Source organism: Sphaerisporangium corydalis, assembly GCF_025506355.1.
GTDB lineage: Bacteria > Actinomycetota > Actinomycetes > Streptosporangiales > Streptosporangiaceae > Sphaerisporangium > Sphaerisporangium corydalis.
This window is the reverse complement of sequence record NZ_JANZYP010000004.1, coordinates 60,357-81,441: the sequence shown is the minus strand read 5'-3', so window position 1 is coordinate 81,441 and position 21,085 is coordinate 60,357. Positions and strand designations below refer to the sequence as shown.

The 21,085-nt window shown below is 72.8% G+C and carries 19 protein-coding genes; 7 read left to right on the top strand and 12 right to left on the bottom strand.

The annotated features are described in order from the left end of the window. Positions 1-117 precede the first annotated feature (117 nt). Positions 118-387: a GlsB/YeaQ/YmgE family stress response membrane protein gene (locus tag NYZ98_RS04440; protein ID WP_262841171.1), complete on the top strand. Its 270-nt coding sequence runs from the start codon at positions 118-120 to the stop codon at positions 385-387. 180 nt (positions 388-567) lie between these two features. After that, on the top strand, positions 568-2,121 hold the full coding sequence (locus tag NYZ98_RS04435; RefSeq protein WP_262841170.1) for an alkaline phosphatase D family protein: 1,554 nt from the start codon (positions 568-570) through the stop codon (positions 2,119-2,121). Between the two features lie 87 nt (positions 2,122-2,208). On the opposite strand, the gene NYZ98_RS04430 is transcribed toward NYZ98_RS04435, so the two are convergent. The 12 genes from NYZ98_RS04430 to NYZ98_RS04375 all read right to left on the bottom strand — a co-directional run bounded on the left by NYZ98_RS04430 (position 2,209) and on the right by NYZ98_RS04375 (position 15,097). Continuing rightward, positions 2,209-3,147, bottom strand: a complete 939-nt coding sequence (locus NYZ98_RS04430; protein WP_262841169.1) for a sugar kinase — start codon at positions 3,145-3,147, stop codon at positions 2,209-2,211. A gap of 152 nt (positions 3,148-3,299) precedes the next feature. Continuing rightward, positions 3,300-3,941: a bifunctional 4-hydroxy-2-oxoglutarate aldolase/2-dehydro-3-deoxy-phosphogluconate aldolase gene (locus tag NYZ98_RS04425; protein ID WP_262841168.1), complete on the bottom strand. Its 642-nt coding sequence runs from the start codon at positions 3,939-3,941 to the stop codon at positions 3,300-3,302. An 83-nt stretch (positions 3,942-4,024) separates the two neighbouring features. Continuing rightward, positions 4,025-5,020 carry a hypothetical protein gene (locus tag NYZ98_RS04420; RefSeq protein ID WP_262841167.1) on the bottom strand — a complete coding sequence of 332 codons (996 nt, stop codon included), beginning with the start codon at positions 5,018-5,020 and terminating at the stop codon, positions 4,025-4,027. 50 nt (positions 5,021-5,070) lie between these two features. Continuing rightward, positions 5,071-6,216 (bottom strand): galactonate dehydratase, encoded by a 1,146-nt coding sequence (gene dgoD, locus NYZ98_RS04415; protein WP_262841166.1) that lies wholly within the window; start codon positions 6,214-6,216, stop codon positions 5,071-5,073. After that, a complete protein-coding gene (locus NYZ98_RS04410) occupies positions 6,213-6,917 on the bottom strand; it encodes a FadR/GntR family transcriptional regulator (protein ID WP_262841165.1) in 705 nt (234 codons plus the stop codon). Before NYZ98_RS04410 ends, dgoD begins: the two co-directional genes overlap by 4 nt. Positions 6,918-6,948: 31 nt before the next feature. Then, a complete protein-coding gene (locus NYZ98_RS04405; protein ID WP_262841164.1) occupies positions 6,949-7,695 on the bottom strand; it encodes an SDR family NAD(P)-dependent oxidoreductase in 747 nt (248 codons plus the stop codon). Positions 7,696-7,697: 2 nt separating this feature from the next. Next, a complete protein-coding gene (locus NYZ98_RS04400) occupies positions 7,698-9,785 on the bottom strand; it encodes an alpha-galactosidase (RefSeq protein ID WP_262841163.1) in 2,088 nt (695 codons plus the stop codon). Then, a complete protein-coding gene (locus NYZ98_RS04395) occupies positions 9,782-10,606 on the bottom strand; it encodes a carbohydrate ABC transporter permease (RefSeq protein WP_262841162.1) in 825 nt (274 codons plus the stop codon). Before NYZ98_RS04395 ends, NYZ98_RS04400 begins: the two co-directional genes overlap by 4 nt. Continuing rightward, the gene (locus NYZ98_RS04390; protein WP_262841161.1) at positions 10,603-11,544 is read right to left on the bottom strand and encodes a carbohydrate ABC transporter permease; all 942 of its coding nucleotides are present in this window, start codon (positions 11,542-11,544) and stop codon (positions 10,603-10,605) included. Before NYZ98_RS04390 ends, NYZ98_RS04395 begins: the two co-directional genes overlap by 4 nt. Before the next feature lie 2 nt (positions 11,545-11,546). Then, positions 11,547-12,842: a substrate-binding domain-containing protein gene (locus tag NYZ98_RS04385; RefSeq protein WP_262841160.1), complete on the bottom strand. Its 1,296-nt coding sequence runs from the start codon at positions 12,840-12,842 to the stop codon at positions 11,547-11,549. Positions 12,843-12,989: 147 nt separating this feature from the next. Next, on the bottom strand, positions 12,990-14,435 hold the full coding sequence (locus NYZ98_RS04380) for an FG-GAP repeat protein (RefSeq protein WP_262841159.1): 1,446 nt from the start codon (positions 14,433-14,435) through the stop codon (positions 12,990-12,992). A 110-nt stretch (positions 14,436-14,545) separates the two neighbouring features. Next, positions 14,546-15,097 carry an ATP-binding protein gene (locus NYZ98_RS04375; RefSeq protein ID WP_262841158.1) on the bottom strand — a complete coding sequence of 184 codons (552 nt, stop codon included), beginning with the start codon at positions 15,095-15,097 and terminating at the stop codon, positions 14,546-14,548. Positions 15,098-15,354: 257 nt separating this feature from the next. Between NYZ98_RS04375 and NYZ98_RS04370 the strand changes: the two genes are divergently transcribed. From NYZ98_RS04370 to NYZ98_RS04350, 5 genes are all read left to right on the top strand, one after another. After that, a complete protein-coding gene (locus tag NYZ98_RS04370) occupies positions 15,355-16,719 on the top strand; it encodes a helix-turn-helix domain-containing protein (protein ID WP_262841157.1) in 1,365 nt (454 codons plus the stop codon). Then, complete coding sequence (locus NYZ98_RS04365; protein WP_262841156.1) at positions 16,716-17,627, top strand: phosphotransferase enzyme family protein; 912 nt, start codon at positions 16,716-16,718, stop codon at positions 17,625-17,627. The genes NYZ98_RS04370 and NYZ98_RS04365 overlap by 4 nt, the downstream gene beginning before the upstream one ends. Positions 17,628-17,842: 215 nt before the next feature. Further along, positions 17,843-19,090, top strand: coding sequence for a cytochrome P450 (locus NYZ98_RS04360; protein ID WP_262841155.1), 1,248 nt, complete (start codon positions 17,843-17,845; stop codon positions 19,088-19,090). Positions 19,091-19,178: 88 nt separating this feature from the next. After that, positions 19,179-20,306 carry an aminotransferase class V-fold PLP-dependent enzyme gene (locus NYZ98_RS04355; RefSeq protein ID WP_262841154.1) on the top strand — a complete coding sequence of 376 codons (1,128 nt, stop codon included), beginning with the start codon at positions 19,179-19,181 and terminating at the stop codon, positions 20,304-20,306. Positions 20,307-20,569: 263 nt separating this feature from the next. Continuing rightward, positions 20,570-20,908, top strand: coding sequence for a GNAT family N-acetyltransferase (locus tag NYZ98_RS04350; protein ID WP_262841153.1), 339 nt, complete (start codon positions 20,570-20,572; stop codon positions 20,906-20,908). Positions 20,909-21,085: the final 177 nt, after the last annotated feature.

Sequence of the window (21,085 nt, the reverse complement as noted above, 5' to 3'; positions counted from 1 at the left end):
CCCCGCGGCCTTCCTGGTGAACCCCATACTGCGCATTCCACTCCGCTGACCTGCGCTGACGTATCGATCGCCCCACTCGTGGGAATACGGATGACAGGCGAATAACGGAGGGTGAAGATGCATGTCACCGGTATAATCAGCGCGATCATCGTCGGTCTGGTGATCGGCGTGCTCGCGCGGCTTCTCATCCCCGGACGGCAGAACATCCCGATCTGGCTGACCATCGTGATCGGTATCGTCGCGGCCCTCATCGGGACCGCGATCGCCGGCGCCATCGGAGTGTCCAACACCAGTGGCATCGACTGGCTGGAGCTCATCCTTCAGATCGTCCTGGCCATCATCGGGGTCCTGCTCGCGTCCACTCTGTACAGCAGACGCAGAGCCTAGCGCCCGGGCCGGACAGGGCCGTGCCTGGCGGGGATTTCGCCAGGTATGCCGGAAGAGGTCGTCTCCGCGTCGGCGCGTGTTCAGACACGGTGGGTAGTCCGCACTCCTGTGCGGTCGCTGTTCACGCCGCCGACATCACGCCCTCGCCCGCAGGTCAGCCTGGGGGTCTGCACTGATGGTGTGGAGCAGAACCCCTCACGCAGAGTGTTCCTGATCGCCGCCGCGGCGGGGGCCGGAGGCCTCGTGCTGCCCGCGTCCGCCGCGGCGTCCACCCCCACCCGAGCCGGCCTGCTGTCGCCCGACCCGTTCACGCTGGGGATCGCCTCGGGCGACCCTTCGGCGGACGGTTTCGTGCTGTGGACCCGGCTCGCGCCCCAGCCCCTGTCCCCGGACGGCCACGGCGGCATGCCGGGCCGTGACGTCGAGGTCGGCTGGCAGATCGCCGCCGACGAGCGTTTCCGCGACGTGGTGCGCACCGGCAAGACGAGCGCCCGTCCCGGGTCCGCGCACTCGGTCCACGTGGAGGTCGCCGGACTTCAGCCCGGACGGGAGTACTTCTACCGGTTCCGGGCGAACGGTCATCTCTCGCCGGTCGGCCGCACCCGGACCGCGCCCGCCACGCCGGACTCGTTCACCTTCGCGGCGGTGTCCTGCGCCCAGTACGAGCACGGCTACTACACGGCCTACCGCCGGATGGCCGAGCAGGACCCGGACGTGGTCGTCCACCTGGGCGACTACATCTACGAGTACTCCGGCGGCGTCTACACCGCCCCGAAGGGCAACGTCCGGCAGCACGAGGGCGGCAAGCTGCAGACGCTCGCGGACTACCGGGTGCGGCACGCGCAGTACAAGACCGACCCCGACCTCCAGTTCGCCCACCGCAACAGCCCGTGGCTGGTGATCTTCGACGACCACGAGGTGGAGAACAACTGGGCCGGCGACAACCCCGGCACGCTGGCCCCGGACTTCGGCGCCCGCAAGGTGGCGGGGTTCCAGGCGTACTACGAGAACATGCCGCTGCGCCGGTCCGCCGTCGCGCGCGGGCCGCACATCAAGATCAACCGCAGGGTGTCGTGGGGCACGCTCGGGACCTTCCACATGCTCGACACCCGCCAGTTCCGCGACCACCAGCCGTGCGACGACGGGATGCGGTCGGGCTGCGACGAGCGGCTCGGCCAGGAGCGCGTCATGATGGGCGACGACCAGCTGAAATGGCTGGCCGGCGGCCTGCGGTCCTCGACCGCCACCTGGAACCTCGTCGCCCAGCAGATCATCGTCGGCCAGCGCGACTACCACCTCGGCCCCGGCCGTGAGCTGAACGTGGACGCCTGGGACGGGTACCCGGCCGAGCGCGACCGGCTGCTCGCCACCCTCGCCTCCTCGGGCGCGGGCAACCCGATCGTGCTGACCGGCGACGCCCACGTGGCCTCCGCCTCCGACCTGGTGGTGGACTTCGAGGACCCGGACGCCGAACGGGTCGGCGTGGAACTGGTCAGCACCTCCATCTCCAGCGACGGGGACGGGTACCACGACCCCGCCAGGGACGCGGCGCTGCTCTCGGAGAACCCGCACATGAGGTTCGTCGATGAGCGCCGGGGCTACATCATGTGCCGCGCCACGCAGGAGGAGCTGAGGGCCGACTTCCGGACGCTGGACTACATCAGCCGCAGGGGAGCCCCGGCGCGCACGGCCGCGAGCTTCACCATCCCGGCGGGCGAACGCGTTCTGACCTGACCTGCCGCTCCCCGCTCGGCGCGGCGTTCCCTGGCGGCAGAGAGCCCGGGGATCGCGTCACCGGTGTCGGGGAGTCCAGGGGTCCCGTCAGCGCAGCGTGGTGCCGGGGAGCGAGTCCAGGAGTCCCAGTTCGTGGCGGGCCGGGAGTCCTTCCCAGTCGCCGGGTGAGGCGACGGCGAAGGCCCCGGTGGTCACGGCCCGGTCCAGGCGGCCGGCCAGGTCCAGGCCGTCGAGCAGGCCCGACAGGTAGCCGGCGACGAAGGCGTCCCCGGCCCCGACGAGGTCGGCGACCGGCACCCGCCGCGCCGGCGCCCGCACCGTCTCGGTGACGGTGTGGCCGTCGGCGCCGTCCGCGCCGCGCTTGACGACCACCTGGCCCACCCCGGCGTCCAGCAGGGCGGAGATCCGGTCGAGCTCGGTCGTGGCCGAGGCGGGCGCGACCAACTCCAGTTCGTCGTCGGAGGCGACGAGGACCGACAGCCACGGCACCAGCGGGCGCAACGCCCCGGCCGCCCGGTCCCGGTCCCACAGGCGGGGGCGGTGGTTGACGTCGAGGCAGACGGGCACGCCTGACCGCGCGGCGGCCATGACGGCCGCCGCCGGGCCGGGGCCGAGCGCGGGCGTGACCCCGGTGAGGTGCAGGAACCTCGGTGGCGGGTCGAGCGAGGGCAGGACGTCCTCGGGCACCAGGAAGGACGCGGCGGAACCGGCCCTGTGGTAGATCACCCGGGTGAGGTCGCCGATCCGGCGCTCGAACAGGATGAGCCCGGTGGGCCCGCGCACGTCGGCGCGGGCGTGCGTCACGTCGACGCCTTCGGCGCGCAGCGTGCGGAGCACGAGTTCGCCGGTCTCGTCGGCGCCGACCAGGCCGGTCCACCGGACGCGATGCCCGAGGCGTGCCAGGCCGATCGCGACATTGGACTCCGCTCCCGCGACCGACAGCCGCATCGTCCCCCCGAGCCTGATGGGGTCACACGCCCGCAACGCCGCCATCGCCTCGCCGAACGTGACGACGTCGACGGCCAAGGAATTCTCCCGGTCCGGCGCCGCCAGGTCGGCTGACATGGGGTCTGTACGGTCCGGCGTGGTCGGGTCGGTGGCCACGGAGGCGGTCCGGTCCGGTGTGGTGGGGGTGGTGGTCACGGGGGCTTTTCGGTTCGGCAGGGTCACCTCGGTGGTCACAAGGCCTTGGCGAAACGGCGGGCACGGGTGCGGAGGCCGTCGAGGTCGCCGCCGGACGCGGCGTCGCCCATGAGCGGGGAACCCACCCCGACCGCGACCGCGCCGGCGCGCAGGTAGGCGGTTGCCGCCTCGGCGTCCACGCCGCCCACCGGGACGAAGGGGACGTCCGGGAAAGGGTCCCGAAGCGCCCGCAGGTACGGCACGCCGCCGAGTGAGGCGGGGAACAGCTTGATCGCCGAAGCGCCCGCGGCGAGGGCCGCCACCACCTCAGTCGGGGTCAGCGCGCCCGCCAGCACCGGCAGCCCGAGCCGGTGACCGGCGGAGACGGCGGCGCTCACCCCGGGCGTGACCAGATAGGAGGCGCCCGCGTCCGCCGCCACCCGGGCGTCGTCCCCGGTCAGGACCGTCCCGGCCCCGAGCCAGGCCGCACCGCCGAGCGCGGCGCGGGCGCGGCTGATGACCCCCAGGGCGTCCCGGGTCACCAGGGACACCTCGATCAGCTCCACGCCCTCCTCGGCGAGCGCGACGACAGTGCGCAGCGCCGCGCCGGCGTCGCTTCCGCGCACGATCGCCACCAGTCGCCGCGCCGCCAGCACCTCGCCGAACGGGGTCACGGCGGGAAGCGAGGGGTCGTTCATCGCACGTCCTTTCCGGGACGGGTCATCACGGGATCCGTCTTCTGGGACGGGTCTTCACGCGTTCGGCCTTTCGGGATGGGTCGTCACGGGTTCCGCCTTTCCGGGATGGTCACGCGTTCTGCGGTCAGGACGAGACGCCAGGTCAGTTCGCCGGACGGCGGGACCACGGCGGCGTCGCCGGGGCCCGCTTCGGCCAGGTCGAACACCGCGCCGAGCATGGGCTCCACGCCGACGCTGCGGTAGGGGGCGCCGGCGGGGAACCCGCCCAAATTGCGCCATAGTGCGGTCGAGACGGGGACGCCCGTGGGTGCCTCGACGCGCAGGCTCAGGGTGTCGCCGCCGTCGGTGACCCGGACCGCGCCGTGGCGCAGGATGGCCCCGACGGCGGTCCCGTCATCCGGCCCGAGCCGGTCGAGCGGCACCCCGAACGGCATCGGCCAGAGGCCTTCCACATACGGAACAGGCCGCCCCGCCGATCCGGGCGGCGCCGTACGCCCACCCGGTCCGGGCGGGGCGGCTTCGGGGTAGAGGCGGACCGGGGTGCCGGGGGGCGCGAGGACGCGGGCGTCCTCGCCGAGGTCGAGCAGGGCGTGGGCGGCCCAGACGAACGTGTAGCCGGGGGAGGCGGACAGGCGGTAATCGGCCACCACCGCCCCCGCCTCGTGCGTGACCACACGTACCAGCTCGAAGTCCGCACACCGAACGCCGCTCTCCACACCCGCTCCCGCCCGGCCGTGAAACGAATCCGCGCCCGCCGGGCCGCCTTCCAAGCCCAAGCCCGCCGGTCTGTTCGACGAACCCGCGCCCGCCCGGCCGTGAAACGAACCCGCGCCCGCCGGGCCGGGTCCGGGGGTGTGCCAAGGGCGGGACCAGGCGTCGCCGTGGTCGGGGAGGCCGCGGATGGTGGGGACGCATTCCTCCAGGCCGCCCGCGTCGGCGAACGCGGCTCCCGGGACGGCGGCGGCGCGGGCAGGTTCGTCGCGGGACCAGAGCCACTCGCGGCCGCCGCCGGCCAGCGAGGTCCACCGCCCGCCGAGGGCCGGGTCGAAGCGGGCGCGCAGGGGGACGGGGGCGCTCACCATTGGGCGGGGGACCGGGGCGCTCACCATTCGGCGGGGGACGGGGGCGTTCACCATTCGGCGAGGCCGCCGTCGTCGTGCCGCCAGATCGGGTTGCGCCAGGCGTGCCCCGACTTGTCGGCCCGCCGCACCGCGGCCTCGTCGATCCGCACGCCCAGCCCGGGTCCGGCCGGCCGGGCGACGTGGCCGGCGGTGAAGCGGAACACCTCGGGGTCGAGGACGTAGTCCAGCAGGTCGGCGCCGTCGTTGTAGTGGATGCCGATCGAGTGCTCCTGGATGAGGAAGTTGGGCGCCGCGAAGGCGACCTGGAGGCTGGCGGCCAGGGCCAGCGGGCCGAGCGGGCAGTGCGGGGCCAGCCGCGCGTCCCACACCTCGGCCAGGGCGGCGATTCTGCGCACCTCGGAGATGCCTCCGGCGTGCGACAGGTCGGGCTGGACCACGGCGACCCCGGCCTCCAGCACCGGGCGGAAGTCCCACCGCGAGTACAGGCGCTCCCCGGTGGCGATCGGCACGCTGCTGGCGGTCACGACGTCCCGCAGCAGGTGCGGCCGGTCGGGGAGCACCGGTTCCTCGGCGAACATCGGGTGGTAGGGGGCGATGAGCGGCAGGACGCGCCGCGCGTCCGACGCCGAGACCCGGCCGTGGAAGTCGACGGCCAGGTCGCGCCCCGGCCCGAGCAGTTCCCTGGCCAGCGCGACCCGCTGGACGACGCCGTCGAGGTCGGCGGCCGTCGCGAGCGCGGGCACCCGCCCGACGGCGTTGACCTTGACCGCGGTGAACCCCGCCTCGATCCGCTCGCTGACGCTGTCGGCGAGTTCGCCGGGTTCGTCCCCGCCCGCCCACGCGTACATGCGGACCCGGTCGCGCACCGCCCCGCCGAGCAGGGCGTGCACCGGGGCGCCGTACGCCTTGCCGGCGATGTCCCACAGGGCCTGGTCCAGGCCGGCCAGGGCGCTGGACAGGACCGGCCCGCCCCGGTAGAAGCCGCCTCTGGCCATGACCTGCCAGTGGTCCTCGATCGTGAGGGGGTCGCGCCCGATGAGGTACTCCTCCAGGACGTGCACGGTCGCGCGGACCGCCTCGGCGCGGCCCTCCACGACCGGTTCGCCCCACCCGACCACCCCGTCGTCGGTCTCCACGCGGCAGAACAGCCACCGGGGCGGCACCAGGAACGTCTCGATCCGGGCGATTTTCACCGCCACTCCCGGCCCTTGATCTCCTGCTCGTCCTTGGCGGCCTTCTCCAGCAGCGCGCGCATCGCCCGCTCGGCGCCGTCGGCGTCGGCGGCGCGCACGGCCTCCAGCACCGCCTGGTGCGGCGGCAGGAAGTCCTCCCGGTGCCCCTCGGCGTGGACGAGCAGGTCGCGTGCGCGCAGGCCGATCTCGATGATGTACTCCATCCGGATCAGTAACTCGTTGTGCGAGGCCTCGAGGAGCTGGCGGTGGAACGCCAGGTCGGCCTTGACGATCTCCTTGGCCCCGGACCGCGGGGTGACCTCGGCCAGCGTCGCCGTGAGCCGCGCGAGGTCCTCCTCGGTGCGGCGTCCGGCGGCCAGTCGGGCGCCGGCCGGTTCCACGATGATCCGCACCTCGTACAGGTCGTCGAGCATCCCCGACCCCATGGGGTCCTCGAACTGCCAGCGCAGCAGGTCGGGGTCGAGCAGGCTCCACTCCGAGCGGGGCCGGACGAACGTGCCCCGCTTGGGCCGGGCGTCCACCAGCCCCTTCGCCGCCAGGACCTTCAGCGCCTCGCGGACGACGGTCTTGCTGACGTCGTAGGTGACCTCCAGCGAGTCCAGGTCGAGGGTGGAGCCGGGGGCATCCTGGCCGGTGACGATCCGCCGGCCGATGGCCTCGACGACCTGGCCGTGCACGCCGCGGCCTGGGTAGACGCTCAATTTCGCCGTCCTCGTGTGGGGGAACCTGTGATCATGCGGAATCCTTCACCGCGCTCCAGCCGCCGTCCACCACGAGGCAGGCGCCGGTGACGTAGGAGCTCTCCTGTGAGGCGAGGAACGTCACCGCGGCGGCGACCTCCTCGGGGGACCCGAAGCGGCGCGCGGCGGTGCCCGCGACGCTGCGGCGGCGGTCCTCCTCGCCGATGCCGTCCCACGCCGGGGTGAGGATGGGGCCGGGTAGCACGGTGTTGACCCGTACCCGGGGACCGTACTCCACGGCGAGCTGGCGGCCCAGGGAGATCAGGCCGCCCTTGGCCGCCGCGTACGCGGGGTGGCCGGGCAGGCCGGCCAGGGCGTGCACCGACGAGCTCAGCACGACCGAGCCGGCGTCGCGGTCCCCGGCGCTGGCCGCGAGCAGCCCCACGCAGGCGCGGACCGCGAGGTAGGAGGCCTTCAGGCCGACCGCGATCTGCCGGTCCCAGTCGTCTTCGGCCAGCTCGTGCGCGGGGGCACGGACGACCACACCGGCGTTGGAGTGCAGCACGTCCAGGCGGCCGAACTCGGTCGCGGCCAGCTCCGCGACGCGCTCCCAGGTGCCGGCCGAGGCGACGTCGCCGGTGACCGGCACCACGCCGGGGCGCGCGGGTCCCGGTGCGGCCAGGTCGACGGCGATCACGCGCGCGCCCTCGGCCAGGAAGCGGGCGACCACGGCGGCGCCGATGCCCGACGCCGCGCCGGTCACCACCGCCACCTTGCCCGCCAGCAGGTTCCGTTCCATGGTCACACCCTCTCCAGGACGATCACCGACGCGTCGGTCCCGTCGCCGGGGAGCGGCGCCAGGCCGGCCGACGCGAGCGCGGCGCCGCTGTGCCGCGCGCCGTCGTCCCGGCGCCGGTAGGCGGCGCCCGGGTCGGCGCCGCGCAACCGTACGCGGAGCGGGCGGGAGGGGTGGGTGGCGGAGCCGCGCGCGGCCCCCGTGCGCCAGGTGAACAGGACCACGACGTCGTCCAGCGCGTACTCCACGGCGTACAGCGGGCCGTGCGGGTGGCCGTGCTGGTGGACGGCGCCGTCCCGCACGACGTCCCTGATCGACCGGTAGAGGCCGATCCACCGGGCCGCCTCGTCCCGCTCGGCCTGCCCCCACCTGCCGATGTCGGCGCCGATGCCGAGCACGCCGGACATCGCGGTCAGGTAGCGGAACGTCGTGCTGCGGGGGGCGGTGTCGAAGATCCCGTCGTCGTCGGTGACCCACGAGCTCATCAGGTGCGGGGCGAAGGCGTGCAGGAAGCCGTGCTGGACGGCCAGCCGGTCGAGCGGCCCGGTGTTGTCGCTGGGCCACAGCACGTCGTGGCGGGCGGCCGTCGCGAGGTCGGCACGGCCGCCGCCGGCCGCGCACCCTTCGAGGAACACGCCGGGGTGGTCGCGGCGCAGGCGGTCCAGGATGGCGTAGTAGTTCGCGACGTGCCGCCCGTCGCGGTCGTCCCCGGCGCCGCGCTCGGTCATGGGCCGGTTCATGTCCCACTTGAGGTAGGAGATGTCGTGGCGGGCGAGCAGGCCGTCGAGGGTCGCGTACGCCCACGCGGCGGCGTCGTCGTGGCCGAGGTCCAGCACGTACTGGTTGCGGATGGTGGTCATCGGCCGGCCGGGGACCTGGTACACCCAGTCGGGGTGCTCGGCGTACAGGCGCGAGCGGGGGCTCACCGCCTCGGGTTCCACCCACAGGCCGAAGCCCAGGCCGAGCGCGCGCACCTCGGAGACGAACGCGCCGAACCCGCCGGGGAACTTGGCGGGGTCGGGCTCCCAGTCGCCGAGACCGCCGCGGTCGTCGTCGCGGCCGGTGAACCAGCCGTCGTCGACGACGAAGGTCTCGACGCCGATGGCGGCGGCGGTGCGGGCCAGTTCGAGCTGGTGGCCGGCGCGCACGTCGAATCCGGTGGCGAACCAGGAGTTGTACACGATGGGCGGGCGCACCGGGCGGCGGAGCCCGCGCTGGTAGGTATGCCACGCGCGGGCCGCGCCCTGCGGCCCCTCCCCGCTGTACAGGCCGCAGGCGACCGGCGTGGTGAACGTCGCGCCGGGGGCCAGCTCGATCGCCGCCTCCGACGGGAGCCTGCCGAGGCTGACCCGGGTCAGGCCGGTCGCCGCGTCGACGTCGGCGTCGATGGTCCACGACCCGCTCCAGGCCAGCGCGGCGCTCCACGTCGGGCCGTCCGGCTCGTCCAGGGCGCGGACCGACAGCCAGGGGGACGCGGCGAGCCCGGTGATCCCGAAGCGGCTCTCCAGGGTGAGCCGGCCCTGGCGCAGCTCGGTCTCGGCGGGCCGGAACTCCTGGGCCCACTGCCCGTGCAGGTGGCCCAGCCGGGCTCCGGCCGGGGTCGGCACGGTGAAGGCCGCCGATCGGACGCGTTCCAGCCGCAGCGGGGTGTCGCCCGCGTTGCCGATCTCCGCCCACCGTTCCACCACGTCATGGCCGGTCTGGACGCGGTAGCACAGCGTCGCGGTGAGCCGCTGGAGGTCGTCGGCGAAGTGGAGGCGCAGCTCGGTCGTGCCGCCGGCGTCGTCACGCTCGTCGCCGGTGTACCGCCAGACGGTGCCGCGTACGGCGTCAGGACCGCCGCCGCCGGAGACGGGGGGCCGTTCGGCGACCAGGTCGAGCTGGCCGAAGTGCCGCACGCCGTAGGGGGCGTACTCGCAGGCGGCCACCTCGGCGGACGGGAGGTGCGACGGCGGTTCGTCGTACTCCAGCGGGCCGGGCGCGAGGGTCTCCTCGACCGCCGGGCCCCAGTAGGTCGGCTCGGCCCATCCTCCGCCGGGGGCCAGCCGGAGCTGGTAGGAGGTCGTGGCGGTGCGAAGCGCCCACCGTGTCATTTCGATGATCCGATCAGCAGGCCTGAGATGAAGTAACGCTGGAAGCGCAGGAACACCACCACCGTGGGGATCGCGGCGATCACCGTGGCGGCGGCGACGACGTTCCACTGCGAGAAGTACTGCCCCTGCATGCCCAGGATGGCCGGGGTCACCGGCAGCTTGGTCTCGTCGCGCAAGAGAGTGACCGCCCACAGCAGGTCGTTGAACGTCCAGGTGAAGGCCAGCGACCCGAGCGCGGCCATCGCCGGCTTGGTCAGCGGCAGCACGATGCGCGCGTACACGCCGAAGGTCGTGGCCCCGTCGATCTTGGCGGCCTGGGTGACCTCCTCGGGGATGCCCCGCATGAAGCCGTGCAGGACGAAGGTGTAGAAGCCCAGGCCCACCGCGGTCAGCACGACGATCATGCCGATGCGGCTGTCGAAGATCCCGAACTGCTCGGTCAGCTTCAGCACCGGGATCAGCAGGAGCTGGGCGGGGAGCAGGTTGCCGGCCAGCATGAGCAGCAGGATGGTCCTGCGGAACGGGATGCGGTGCCGCGCGAGCCCGTAGGCCGCCATCGAGGCCAGCACCAGCGTCACGACGACGACGGGCACGGTGATGAGCAGGCTGTTCACGATCGAGCGCCACTCCCCGGCGCCGAGCGCCTGGGAGTAGGGGTCGAGGGTGAGGCTCTCCGGCAGGCTGGCGAGCCCGGCGCCCGCGAGGTCGTCGAAGGTCCGCAGCGAGGTGACCAGCACCAGCAGGAGCGGGAGCAGCCACAGCGCCGCCAGGGCGATCATGCCGCCGTGGAACAGCCACGGCCGGCGGCCGGTGGTCCTCATGCGGCCTCCTCCTCACGCAGGCTCCGGACGAGATAGACGATGATCGTGCCGATGGTGAGCGCGAAGATCACCACGGCGAGGGCCGAGCCGTAGCCGAGCTGGGACCCCAGCACTCCGGTGGAGAACTGGTACGTGCTCAGCAGCTCGGAGGAGTGGTACGGGCCGCCCTTGGTCAGCGCCCAGACGATGTCGAACGAGCGCAGGGCGTCGATCACGGTCACCGCGAGCACGACCGTGCTGATCGGGCGGAGCTGCGGCAGCGTGACATACCGGAACCGGTCCACCGCCGTGGCGCCGTCCATCTTCGCGGCCTCGTGCAGCAGCGGGTCCACCGTCTTCAGCCCGGCCAGGAAGAGCACCATGACGTACCCGACCTGCCGCCACAGGGCCGGCAGGAGCAGCGCGTACAGCGCCGTCTCCGGCTCGCCGAGCCAGATGCGGGCCCGGTCCTCCAGCCCGACGGCGGTGAGCAGGCTGTTCAGCACGCCCTCGGGCTGGTAGATCATGCGCCACACCAGCGCGGTGACGACCATCGAGAACACCACGGGCAGGAAGAAGATCGCCCGATAGATCCCGATCCCCCTGCGCGGCCGGTCGAGCAGCAGGGCCAGCGCCAGCCCGCCCAGCACCGACAGACCGCCGAACAGCACCAGCCACAGCACGGTGTTGCCGAGCGCCGTGCGGAACGTCTCGTCGGAGGCCATCCGGGTGAAGTTGTCCAGCCCGACGAACTCCGGCGGGGCGATGCCGTCCCACCGGGTGAGGGAGATGTAGACGCTGTTCAGCGCGGGCCAGAAGGTCCAGAACATCTCGATGGCGAACGGGACGAGCACGAACGCCAGGAGGACCACCGCCTCCCGGGACCCGCCGCGGACGCCCCGGCGCGGGGCGGCCGGGGCGCGGGATCCGCGCCGGACCGTCTTGGGCAGGGTGGCCATGCTCAGTTACCGCGCGCCTTGGCCGAGTCGCTCTGCCACTGCTCGAGGATGCCGGGCGCCTCGCCGGGCTTGTCGATGAACCTCACCAGGGCCGTCGTCAGGGCGCCGAGCTGGTCGTCGTTGGAGTCGCGGTTGAAGAACTGCGTCACGTCGGCGGCCCCGGCCACCATGGCCCGGCCCTTCTCGATGAGCGGGGTGCTCAGCGGGGACTTGGCGTCGCTGTTGGCCGGGATCAGCGTGTTCTCCGAGATCCGCAGGTACAGCTCCTGGGCGGCGGGCGTGGCGGCGTACCCGAGGAAGGCCTTGGCGCCCTCGGGATTGGCCGAGTGCGCGGAGGCGAAGAAGCCGTCCAGCGGGGCCTCCTCGGCGACCGGCACCGCCGGGTCGATGATCGGGAACTGGAAGAAGCTGATGTCCTGCTTCACGTCGGCTGGCATCGCGTCGGCGAGGAACGGGCCGCACAGGAACATGGCGTTCTTGCCCTGCTGCCACTTGGCCGAGGACTCCTGGAAGGCCAGGCCCTTGCCCGCGGGATCGAAGTACGGCAGCACCTCATGCCAGACGTCCAGCACCTTGGCCACCCGGGGGTCGGTGTAGGCCTCCTGGCCGGCCAGCAGCGAGCGGTGGAAGGCGGCGCCGTTGATCCGCAGGTTGAGGTAGTCGAACCACGACGCGGTCAGCCACGAGCTGTCCGACAGCGGCAGGGCCAGCGGTGACACGCCCTTGCCCTTCAGCGTCTTGCACAGCGCGATGAACTCGTCCCAGGTCTTGGGCTCGGCGGCGCCCCACTTCTCGAACTGGGACTTCCGGTAGAAGACCCCCCACCAGTAGTAGTTGGTCGGGATGAAGATCTTCTTGCCGGTGGCGTCGGTGGACAGCTTGGTGAACTGCTCGCTGTAGCCCTTGGCCGGGAACACCGAGCCGGCGTCGAGCATGAGGCCCTGCTTGGCGAAGTTGTTCGCGATCTCGCCGGCGAACCAGGTCAGCACGTCGGGCGGGGTGGCGAGCGTGAGGTCGGCGCGGATCTGCTGCTGGAAGGCCGCCGCCTCCATGGTGTTCAGCGTCGGCTTGTACGAGGGGTTGAGCCTGGCGAACTCGTCGAGCAGCGCCTGCATGGCCTTGCGGCTCTTGTCGCTGGTCTCGCGGGACTTCAGGAGCAGGGCCGACGACCCCTTGCCGGATCCGGTCGCCACCGGCCGTGACGAGGTGCTGGTCGCGCACGCGCCCAGTGCCGATACGGCGCCGAGCGCGCCCACACCGGCGAGGAAGCCGCGCCGGCTGACGTTGAGGTGAGTCACAGGGGACCTCCGTTGAGAACCGGTGGGGGCCGGTTGAGATAGAGGAACCCTGGCACCAGGGGCGGAGCGTCGTCAATAACTATTCATAAGAAATGAAAAGTTAGCCTTTCGTCATCGGGCGGTGCGGTGATGTCGTGTGCGGGGGCGTCAGGGGGTGAGGGCGAAGCCGAACAGGCCCGTGGCGGGGCCGGACAGCAGGCGGGCCTTCTCGGGGCGGAGCCCGGTGTAGGAGCCCTTTCGCGCCTTGGCGGGGACCACGGTGACCCGGCCCGCGCCCGGCGCGCCGACGGCCAGGCCCGTGCCGGTGATCGAGACCGACGAGCCGAACAGGTCGCCCGGATGCGCCTTCCTGCCCGTCAGGATGACCCGGTGCCGGGCCGTCAGCCCGCCCGTGCGCGTACCGGCGAGCACCAGGACCCGGCCGGAGCCGGGGATCCCGATGGCCAGCTCCGCGTCGCCGTCCCCGTTGAGGTCGCCGGCCGCGAGCGCCGACCCGAGCCGGTCGACGTTCAGGCTCTTCCCGCCGATGCCCCTGGTCCGGCGCGACCAGAACTCGCTGCCGATCGCCGTCAGCCCCCGGCTCATCCCGTACATCACGTGCACGCCCCCGTTGCCGTACATCGGCCCGTCCTGGAAGGCGTCCAGCCCTTCACCTGGAACCCCGACCGCCAGGTCGTCGCGGCCGTCGTGGTCGAAGTCGCCCGCCGCCAGCGCCGCGCCGAAGGCGTCCCACTTCTCCGCCTCGCCCGACACCCCGGGGCTGTTCTGCGAGTACAGGCCCGCCTGGCGGGCGCGCAGGTCCAGGATCGTCACCGAGCCGCCGCCGGGGGTGGTGCCGACGGTGTCCGACGGGGCGCCGACGGCCAGCTCCGCGCGCCCGTTCCCGTCGAAGTCGCCGACCGCCACGGCCGCGCCGAACTGCTCGGTCTCGGTGTGGTCCTGCGCCACCCACGACGTGGCCTGGGTGATGAGCGTGCCCTTGCCGGTCGGCTTGCGCTTCTTCATGCCGAAGATCCCGGCCCCGCCGCCCTCGGCCAGACCGGGGACGCCGACCACCAGCTCGTCGTCCCCGTCGCCGTCGAGATCCCCGGCGGCCAGCGCGGCGCCGAACCTGTCGGTGTCCCTGGCCCGGCCGAGGTGCGTCACGTCCAGCGTCCCCGCCGGCACGAAGCCGTGACCCGTGCCGTACAGCACGTGCACGATCCCGTTGCCGTCAGCGCCGTCCGGCACCGGCGTGCCCGCGAACTCCTCCGACGCGCCGATCGCCAGGTCGCCGCAGCCGTCACCGTCGAAGTCGCCCGAGGCCACGGCCGCGCCGAACGAGTCGCCGCGTTCGGGCCGGTCGGCGATCCCCTTGGCGTCCTGCGAGAGCACGGCCTCCTTCCGCGTGCCCTGGAAGAGGGTGACCGTCCCGGCCCGCGTCTGCCCGTCCACCACCTCATACGGCGCGGCCACCACCAGGTCGGCGGTACGGCACGCCCGGGCCTGCTTGGTGGCCTGGGCGTGGGCGGGGAGTGCGGTGAGGAGCGAGGGGACCGCCGTGACGGTCAGCGTCACGGCGGTGAGCAGGCGGGATGCGCGCGAAGCACTCATACTCCGGATGGTCCCCGCCGATCCGGACATCCGGCCCACCGCAGCATGAAGTCCCCGCATCAACCACCTGAACGGGACCCCATCCCCGCAGGCCGCCGCTTCGCCGCCGTTCAGCCGCCGCCCTCGCAGGGGGCGGCGGGCAGGGCGAAGGCGACGGCCTTCCCGGGCGCGCCTCCGGCCGACATCGTGGTCGGGTAGGCGTAGCAGCGGCCGTTGGACAGCATGTGGGCGAGCAGCAGCCCGCGCCCGTTCTCGGCGAACGGCTCCAGGCCGGCCTCCGCGTCCACCTGCAGGCGCGCGAGGATGCCGGGGATCTCGCCCAGCTCGTGCCCGCCGTCCACCATCTCGCACCACATCGGGATGCCGCTCAGGCAGTGGATGCGCAGCTCGTACGGCCCTCGGGAATGCTTCTCGGAGTTCGCGGCGAGCTCCGCCACGATGACCTCGGTGTCGCTGATCTCGTCGGCGGTGACGCCCGCGCCGGCCAGGGCCCGCCGCACGGCCGACCGGGCGCCCCGCGAGGCGGTGCCGCCGCGAAGCATCGTGATCAGTACGCGGAAGGCGCCATGACCGGGGACGCGGGGCTCGTGGCCGCACCGCTCTTCCGCCAGGACCCCGGTGCGGTGGAGAGCCTCCTGCTGGACGGGCTGCTCGGCGCGCATGAGCGAATCACTCCTTGTGCTCTCGGACGATGACATGAGCGGAGGAAGCGCGCGGTGATCCCCCCGGGGCAGTGCCTTCCAGGGTGGGGGAAGTGCGCACCGGGTGGTAAGACGCCTCACCGATACCCATCTCCGTTCTAGGAGCGATCGGCGCAGCCGATCTGCCCAGGTGATCGGTCCTACGGTTATCCCCTCCGGGATCCCGCAGGTCCTGGGTTAATTGACGGGTCAGAGGACTTGACTGTCGGAGGGGCAGTATGAACGTCACTCACGCGAGCGATCAGGTGATCAGCTTCGCCATCTGGGAGCGGCCCCAGATGCGCCAGGCACTGGCGGTACGGGACATCGCCACGGTCTACCTGCTGCTGCAGCGCGTCGGGGTCTCCCAGCGCAGGATCGCCGCGCTGACCGGGCAATCGCAGTCCGAGATCTCCGAGATCCTCAACGGGCGCCAGGTCATGGCGTACGACGTGCTGGTGCGCATCGCGGACGGCCTCGGCGCCCCCCGGGGGTACATGGGGCTCGCCTACGAGGACGCCCCCCACGACGGCGAGCCGTCCCGCGCGGGTCCCTACGAGGACGCCGACGAGGACGAGCAGGTGCGGCGGCTGCTGGCGCACGCCGCCCAGGTGACGATCGGGGCCGCGGTGCTGACGGTGGACGACTGGCGCCGGCCGCTGGCCCGCGTCGACACCCCCGTCCCGGCGAGGATCGGCGACGCCGAGGTGGAGCAGGTCGAGACGGTCACCCAGTCGCTGCGCGCGCTCGACTACCGCTACGGCGGCGGCATCTGCCGGGACGCGGTGGTGTCCCAGCTCGCCTGGTCCCAGCACCTTCTGCACGTGAGCTGCTCGGAGGAGGTCGGCCGCCGGCTGCACCGCGCCCTGGCCGACCAGCACAACCTCGCCGGGTGGACCTCCTTCGACGTCGGCCTGAACGGCGCCGCGCGCCAGCACCTCGCCCGCGCCCTGGAACAGGCCAAATACGCCAACGACCCCTCGCTGGCCGCGAACATCCTCTACCGCATGGGCCGCCTCCACCTGCACGTCAAACGCGTCGAGGACGCGTTGCGGTTCTTCCAGCTCGGGCAGATCTGCGCCCAGGACGCGAGCTGCGAGCTGACCGTCTCCATGCTGTGCGCCAACGAGGCCTGGGCGTACGGCCTGCTCGGCGACGAGCGGCTCGCGATGAAGTCCATCCGGCGGGCCCGTGACGAGTTCAACCGCGCCGACCGCGACGCGGCCCCGGCCTGGGTGCGGTTCTTCGGCGAGGCCGACCTGGACGCGGCGACCGGCATGACGCACGCGGGGCTCGCGCCGACCCACCCGGCCCACCTGGCCAAAGCCGCCGAGCTGCTCAGCAGCAGCGTGCGAAAACGCGATCTGACCATGGCGCGGAGCAAAGTGTTCGAACTGATCGGGCTGGCCACGGCGCAGCTCCAGATGGGGGAAGTGGAGAGCGGAGTGGACAACGGGCACGAAGCCGTCACGCTGGTCGGCCAGATCAGGTCAGTGCGGACGGTCGACCGGCTGGAGCCGCTGGAGTCCGCGGCGGCGCAGCGGGCGGAGAACTCCTCGGCGCGCGAGCTGCGGCGCCGCATCGCGGACATGCGGGCCGTATGAGCATCGCCACGATAGACCCCTCCGGCGGGCTCACCCGCGACAACCTGCGCTCGCTGCTGGTGGCGGTCTGCGCCGAGAGAGGGCTGGACCCCGACGGGGCCGAGCTGATCAAGTTCACCAACAACGCCGTGTTCCGGCTGCGCGCGTCCCCGGTGGTGGTGCGCATCGCCGGCTCCACCGCCGCGCGCGACCGGGCCGAGACCGTGGTGAAGGTCGCGCGCTGGCTGGCCACGCACGACTTCCCCGCGGTGCGGCTCCTCGCCGGGCCGGAGCAGCCCATCCGGCTGCACGGGCAGGTGATCACCCTGTGGGAGCACGTCCCCGAGACCGGGGCGCGGCCCGGCGGCGCCGAACTGGCGGTCCTGCTCCAGCGCCTGCACGCGCTGCCCCGCCCGCCGGCCGGGCTGCCGAACTGGCGTCCCATGGAGGAGGTCCGCCAGCGGCTCGCCGAGCCCGAGGAACTGGACGCCGGCGACCACGCTTTCCTGCTGGGCGAGTGCGACGAGATCGAGGAGCAGCTCGCGCGGCTCCGTTTCGCGCTGCCCCCGGGGCTCATCCACGGGGACGCGTTCGTCGGCAACCTCATCGCCGGGCCGCGCGGGGCGGTGCTGTGCGACTTCGACGGCACCGCCATCGGCCCTCGGGAGTGGGACCTCGCCCCCGTCGCGGTCGGCCGGCTCCGCCTCGACTACGCGATCGACGACCACGCGATGCTGGTGAAGCACTACGGCGTGGACGTCACCGAGTGGGACGGCTTCCCGGCGCTGCGCCGCCTGCGGGAGCTGAAGCTGGTCACCAGCGTGCTGCCCATCCTGCGCAGCAACCCGGGGATCCGCGCCCAGTGGGAACACCGCATGCGGACGTTCCGGGCCCGCGACCTGACCACCCGCTGGCAGCCGTACCGCTGACCCGCACCGGCCGGCGTCCGCACCGCCGGCCTCCACCTCCGCCGGACGGCCATCGCCGATGGCCGCACGACGCGTGCCCTGTCACGGGGCCGGTCCGTCCCGTGCCCTTGCCATCGGGCCGGGTCCCGTCCCGTGTCCGGTCACCGGGCCGGGTCCCGTCCCGTGCCTTCTCCGAGGCGCGGGCGGGACGGTCACGGGCGTGCCAGGATAGGACCGTGACAACGGCGGTGGAGACGGGCATCGACCTGGCGGACCTCGCGTTCTGGCGCAGGCCGCCCCGGCAGCGCGACGCGGACTTTGCGCGGCTCAGGAGCCTCGACCACCCCGTGTTCTTCGCCGAGCGGCGGGTGCCGCTGCTCCGGTCGGGCAAGGGATTCCACGCCCTGGTGCGGCACGCCGACGTCGTCGAGGCCAGCCGCGACGCCAGGGTCTTCTCCAGCGAGCCCGCCGTGACCAACCCCGAGCCGCCCGGCTGGGTGAAGCACGTCTTCGGCGACTCGATGGTCAACCTCGACGACCCCAGGCACGCCCGGCTCCGCCGCATCGTGTCGCGCGCGTTCTCGCCCAAGATGCTGGCCAAGCTCGACGACGACATCGTCAGGTCCGCCGAGCGCATCGTGGACGACGTGGTCAAGGAGGGCCCGCGTGACTTCGTCGCGCAGGTCGCCGCCCGGCTGCCCATCCAGGTGATCTGCGCCATGGTCGGCGTCCCCGACGCCATCCGGGCCAAGGTCCACCGCCACGTCGACGTCTCCACGGCGTACACCGGGGTGCGCATGAGCCTCCCGCGCACCGTCGCGATGGCGGGGCGCAACATGGCGGCGCTGTTCTCCCTGCAGCGCCTGGTGATCGAGCTGGGCCGCCGGCGGGAACGCGAACCGGCCGACGACCTGGTCTCCGCGCTGGTCAACGCCAACCCCGACGGGGAGCGGCTGACGCCGAAGGAGCTCGGCTCGTTCTTCACCCTGCTCCTGGTCGCGGGCAACGAGACGGCCCGCAACACCATGGCCCACGGGCTCAAGCTGCTCACCGACAACCCCGGCGAGCGTGACCGCCTGGCCGGCGACTTCGAGGGCCACATCGGCGGCGCGATCGAGGAGACCGTCCGGTACGTCTCGCCGATCATGCAGTTCCGCCGTACCGTCACCGAGGAGTACGAGATGCGGGGCGTGCGGCTTTTGCCCGGCGACAAGGTGGTGCTGTTCTACGGCTCGGCCAACCGCGACGCCGACGTCTTCGCCGACCCCGACCGGTACGACATCACCCGCAAGCCCAACCCGCATGTGGGCTTCGGCGGCCCCGGGCCGCACTTCTGCCTGGGCGCCAACCTCGCCCGCCAGGAAATCAAGATCATGTACCGCGAGCTGTTCACCCGCCTGCCCGGCATCCGCGCCGTCGGCGACCCCGAACTCCTGCTGTCCAACTTCGACAACAGCGTCCGCACCCAGGCCTTCACCTTCTGACCACCCGTCCGGTCCGGGCGTTCACGGGCCCGCCGTCCGGGCACACCGGGTGTAGAGTTCGCCGGTTCGGCAGGTTAATGTCCGGATCGTGGACATCGACGACTTCGCCCTCGACCCGTCGTTCGCGCACCTGAACCACGGTTCCTTCGGTGCCGCGCCCCGCCACGTCCTCAAGCGGCAGGACGAGCTGCGCCGGGAGATGGAGCGGGACCCGGACTCCTTCTTCGCCACCGTCCTGGACCGGATCGCCAAGGCCAGGCACGAGATCGCCGCGTTCCTCGGCAGCGACCCCGAAGGGCTGGCGTTCGTCACCAACGTGACCGAGGGCGTCGCGGTCGCGCTGAACAGCGTCCCGCTCGCCCCCGGCGACGAGATCCTGATCGGCGACCACATCTACGGCGCTGTCGAGATCGCCGCCCGCCGCACCGCCGCGCGGACCGGGGCGAAGGTGGTCCAGGTGACCCTGCCCGGGCGGGCGGACGGCGAGTGGACGGGGGAGCAGGCCGCCGAGACGTTCCTCGGCGCCGTCACCCCCCGCACGAAACTGGCCGTCTTCGACCACATCACCTCAAGCACCGCCCGCCTGCTGCCCGTCCGCCGCCTGGTGGACGGCTTCCGCGCGCTCGGCGTGGTGACCATCGTGGACGCGGCGCACGCGCCGGGCATGGTGGACGTGGACGTCAGCGAACTGGGCGCCGACTTCTGGACCGGGAACCTGCACAAATGGGCCTTCGCGCCGAGACCCTCGGGCGTCCTGGCCGTGGCCCCGCAGTGGCGCGACCGGGTCGAACCGGTGATCGTCTCGTTCTTTCAGCGGGACGGCTTTCCGAGGAGCGTCGAGTTCCAGGGCACCCGCGACTACACCCCCTGGCTGGCCGCCCCGCACGCCCTGGCCTTCGCCACCCCCGAGGTGCGCGTACGCAACGCCGCACTGGTCGCGCGCGGGCAGCGGATCCTCGCCGAGATCGCCGGGCTGGTGCCGTGGCGCTCCGACCCCGAACTGTCCATGCGCGTCCTGCGCCTGCCCCCCGGCATCGCCGAGACCACCGAACAGGCGGAGGCCCTGTCCGCCGACATCTTCCGCCAACTGGGCTGCCACACAGGCATCAAACCCTGGCCCGGCGCAGGCCTCCTCCGCCTCTCCGCCCAAACCTACAACCACGACTCCCACTACACCCACCTCGCCACCGGCCTCCGCACCCTCCTCAAACGCTGACCGCCTCCACCCGGTGAGGGCAGCTCGTGAGCGGACGTCGGACGGTCCTGGTCGCGCGCGTCCTCGTACGGCCTCGCTGGCATAATCCAGCCGTGGACGCGAGGACGAAGGCGGGACGGGTGGTGCCCGGTGTCATGTCGGGCCGGCCCGTGGAATGGGGGATGCGGCCGGCCGAGGCGGGGGATGTTGAGGTGATTGCGGAGTTGCGGGCTGTGGTGATGCGGGGGGATTTGGAGAGGTTGGGGCGGTATGACGAGGGGCGGGTGCGGCAGCGGTTGCGGGACTCGTTCTCCGCGCGGCACACGTCGGTCATCGTGGCCGATGGCGCCTTCGCGGGCAGTGTCGCGTTGCGGCCGGCCGAGGACGGGTGGTGGCTGGAGCACTTCTATCTCGCCCCGGACGTCCAGGGCAGGGGGCTCGGCACGGTCGTCCTGCGGACGCTCCTGGACCGGACCGACGCCGATGGCCTGCCCGTCCGCTTGAACGTCCTGCGGGGCAGCGCCGCCCGGCGGCTGTACGAACGCCACGGGTTCACCGTCGAGTCAGAGGACCCGATCGACATCTACATGGTGCGGCCACCGGGCGCGGACCGGGACCGATGACCGAACCGGGCGCGGGCCGGGACCAGTGACTGGTCCGGGCGCGGGCCGGGACCAGTGACCGGTCCGGGCGCGGGCCGGGACTGATGACCGGTCCGGGCGCGGGCCGGGGTCGGTGACCGGTTGGGGCGCGGGCCGGGGTCGGTGACCGGTTGGGGCGCGGGCCGGGGTAGGTGACCG

What these genes read in the sequence shown, in the direction of transcription:
- NYZ98_RS04375 (WP_262841158.1), bottom strand. Translation starts at nt 15,097, where the DNA reads ATGCGCGCCGAGCAGCCCGTCCAGCAGGAGGCTCTCCACCGCACCGGG.
- NYZ98_RS04395 (WP_262841162.1), bottom strand. Translation starts at nt 10,606, where the DNA reads ATGAGGACCACCGGCCGCCGGCCGTGGCTGTTCCACGGCGGCATGATC.
- NYZ98_RS04365 (WP_262841156.1), top strand. Translation starts at nt 16,716, where the DNA reads ATGAGCATCGCCACGATAGACCCCTCCGGCGGGCTCACCCGCGACAAC.
- NYZ98_RS04390 (WP_262841161.1), bottom strand. Translation starts at nt 11,544, where the DNA reads ATGGCCACCCTGCCCAAGACGGTCCGGCGCGGATCCCGCGCCCCGGCC.
- NYZ98_RS04425 (WP_262841168.1), bottom strand. Translation starts at nt 3,941, where the DNA reads ATGAACGACCCCTCGCTTCCCGCCGTGACCCCGTTCGGCGAGGTGCTG.
- NYZ98_RS04400 (WP_262841163.1), bottom strand. Translation starts at nt 9,785, where the DNA reads ATGACACGGTGGGCGCTTCGCACCGCCACGACCTCCTACCAGCTCCGG.
- NYZ98_RS04440 (WP_262841171.1), top strand. Translation starts at nt 118, where the DNA reads ATGCATGTCACCGGTATAATCAGCGCGATCATCGTCGGTCTGGTGATC.
- NYZ98_RS04405 (WP_262841164.1), bottom strand. Translation starts at nt 7,695, where the DNA reads ATGGAACGGAACCTGCTGGCGGGCAAGGTGGCGGTGGTGACCGGCGCG.
- NYZ98_RS04380 (WP_262841159.1), bottom strand. Translation starts at nt 14,435, where the DNA reads ATGAGTGCTTCGCGCGCATCCCGCCTGCTCACCGCCGTGACGCTGACC.
- NYZ98_RS04370 (WP_262841157.1), top strand. Translation starts at nt 15,355, where the DNA reads ATGAACGTCACTCACGCGAGCGATCAGGTGATCAGCTTCGCCATCTGG.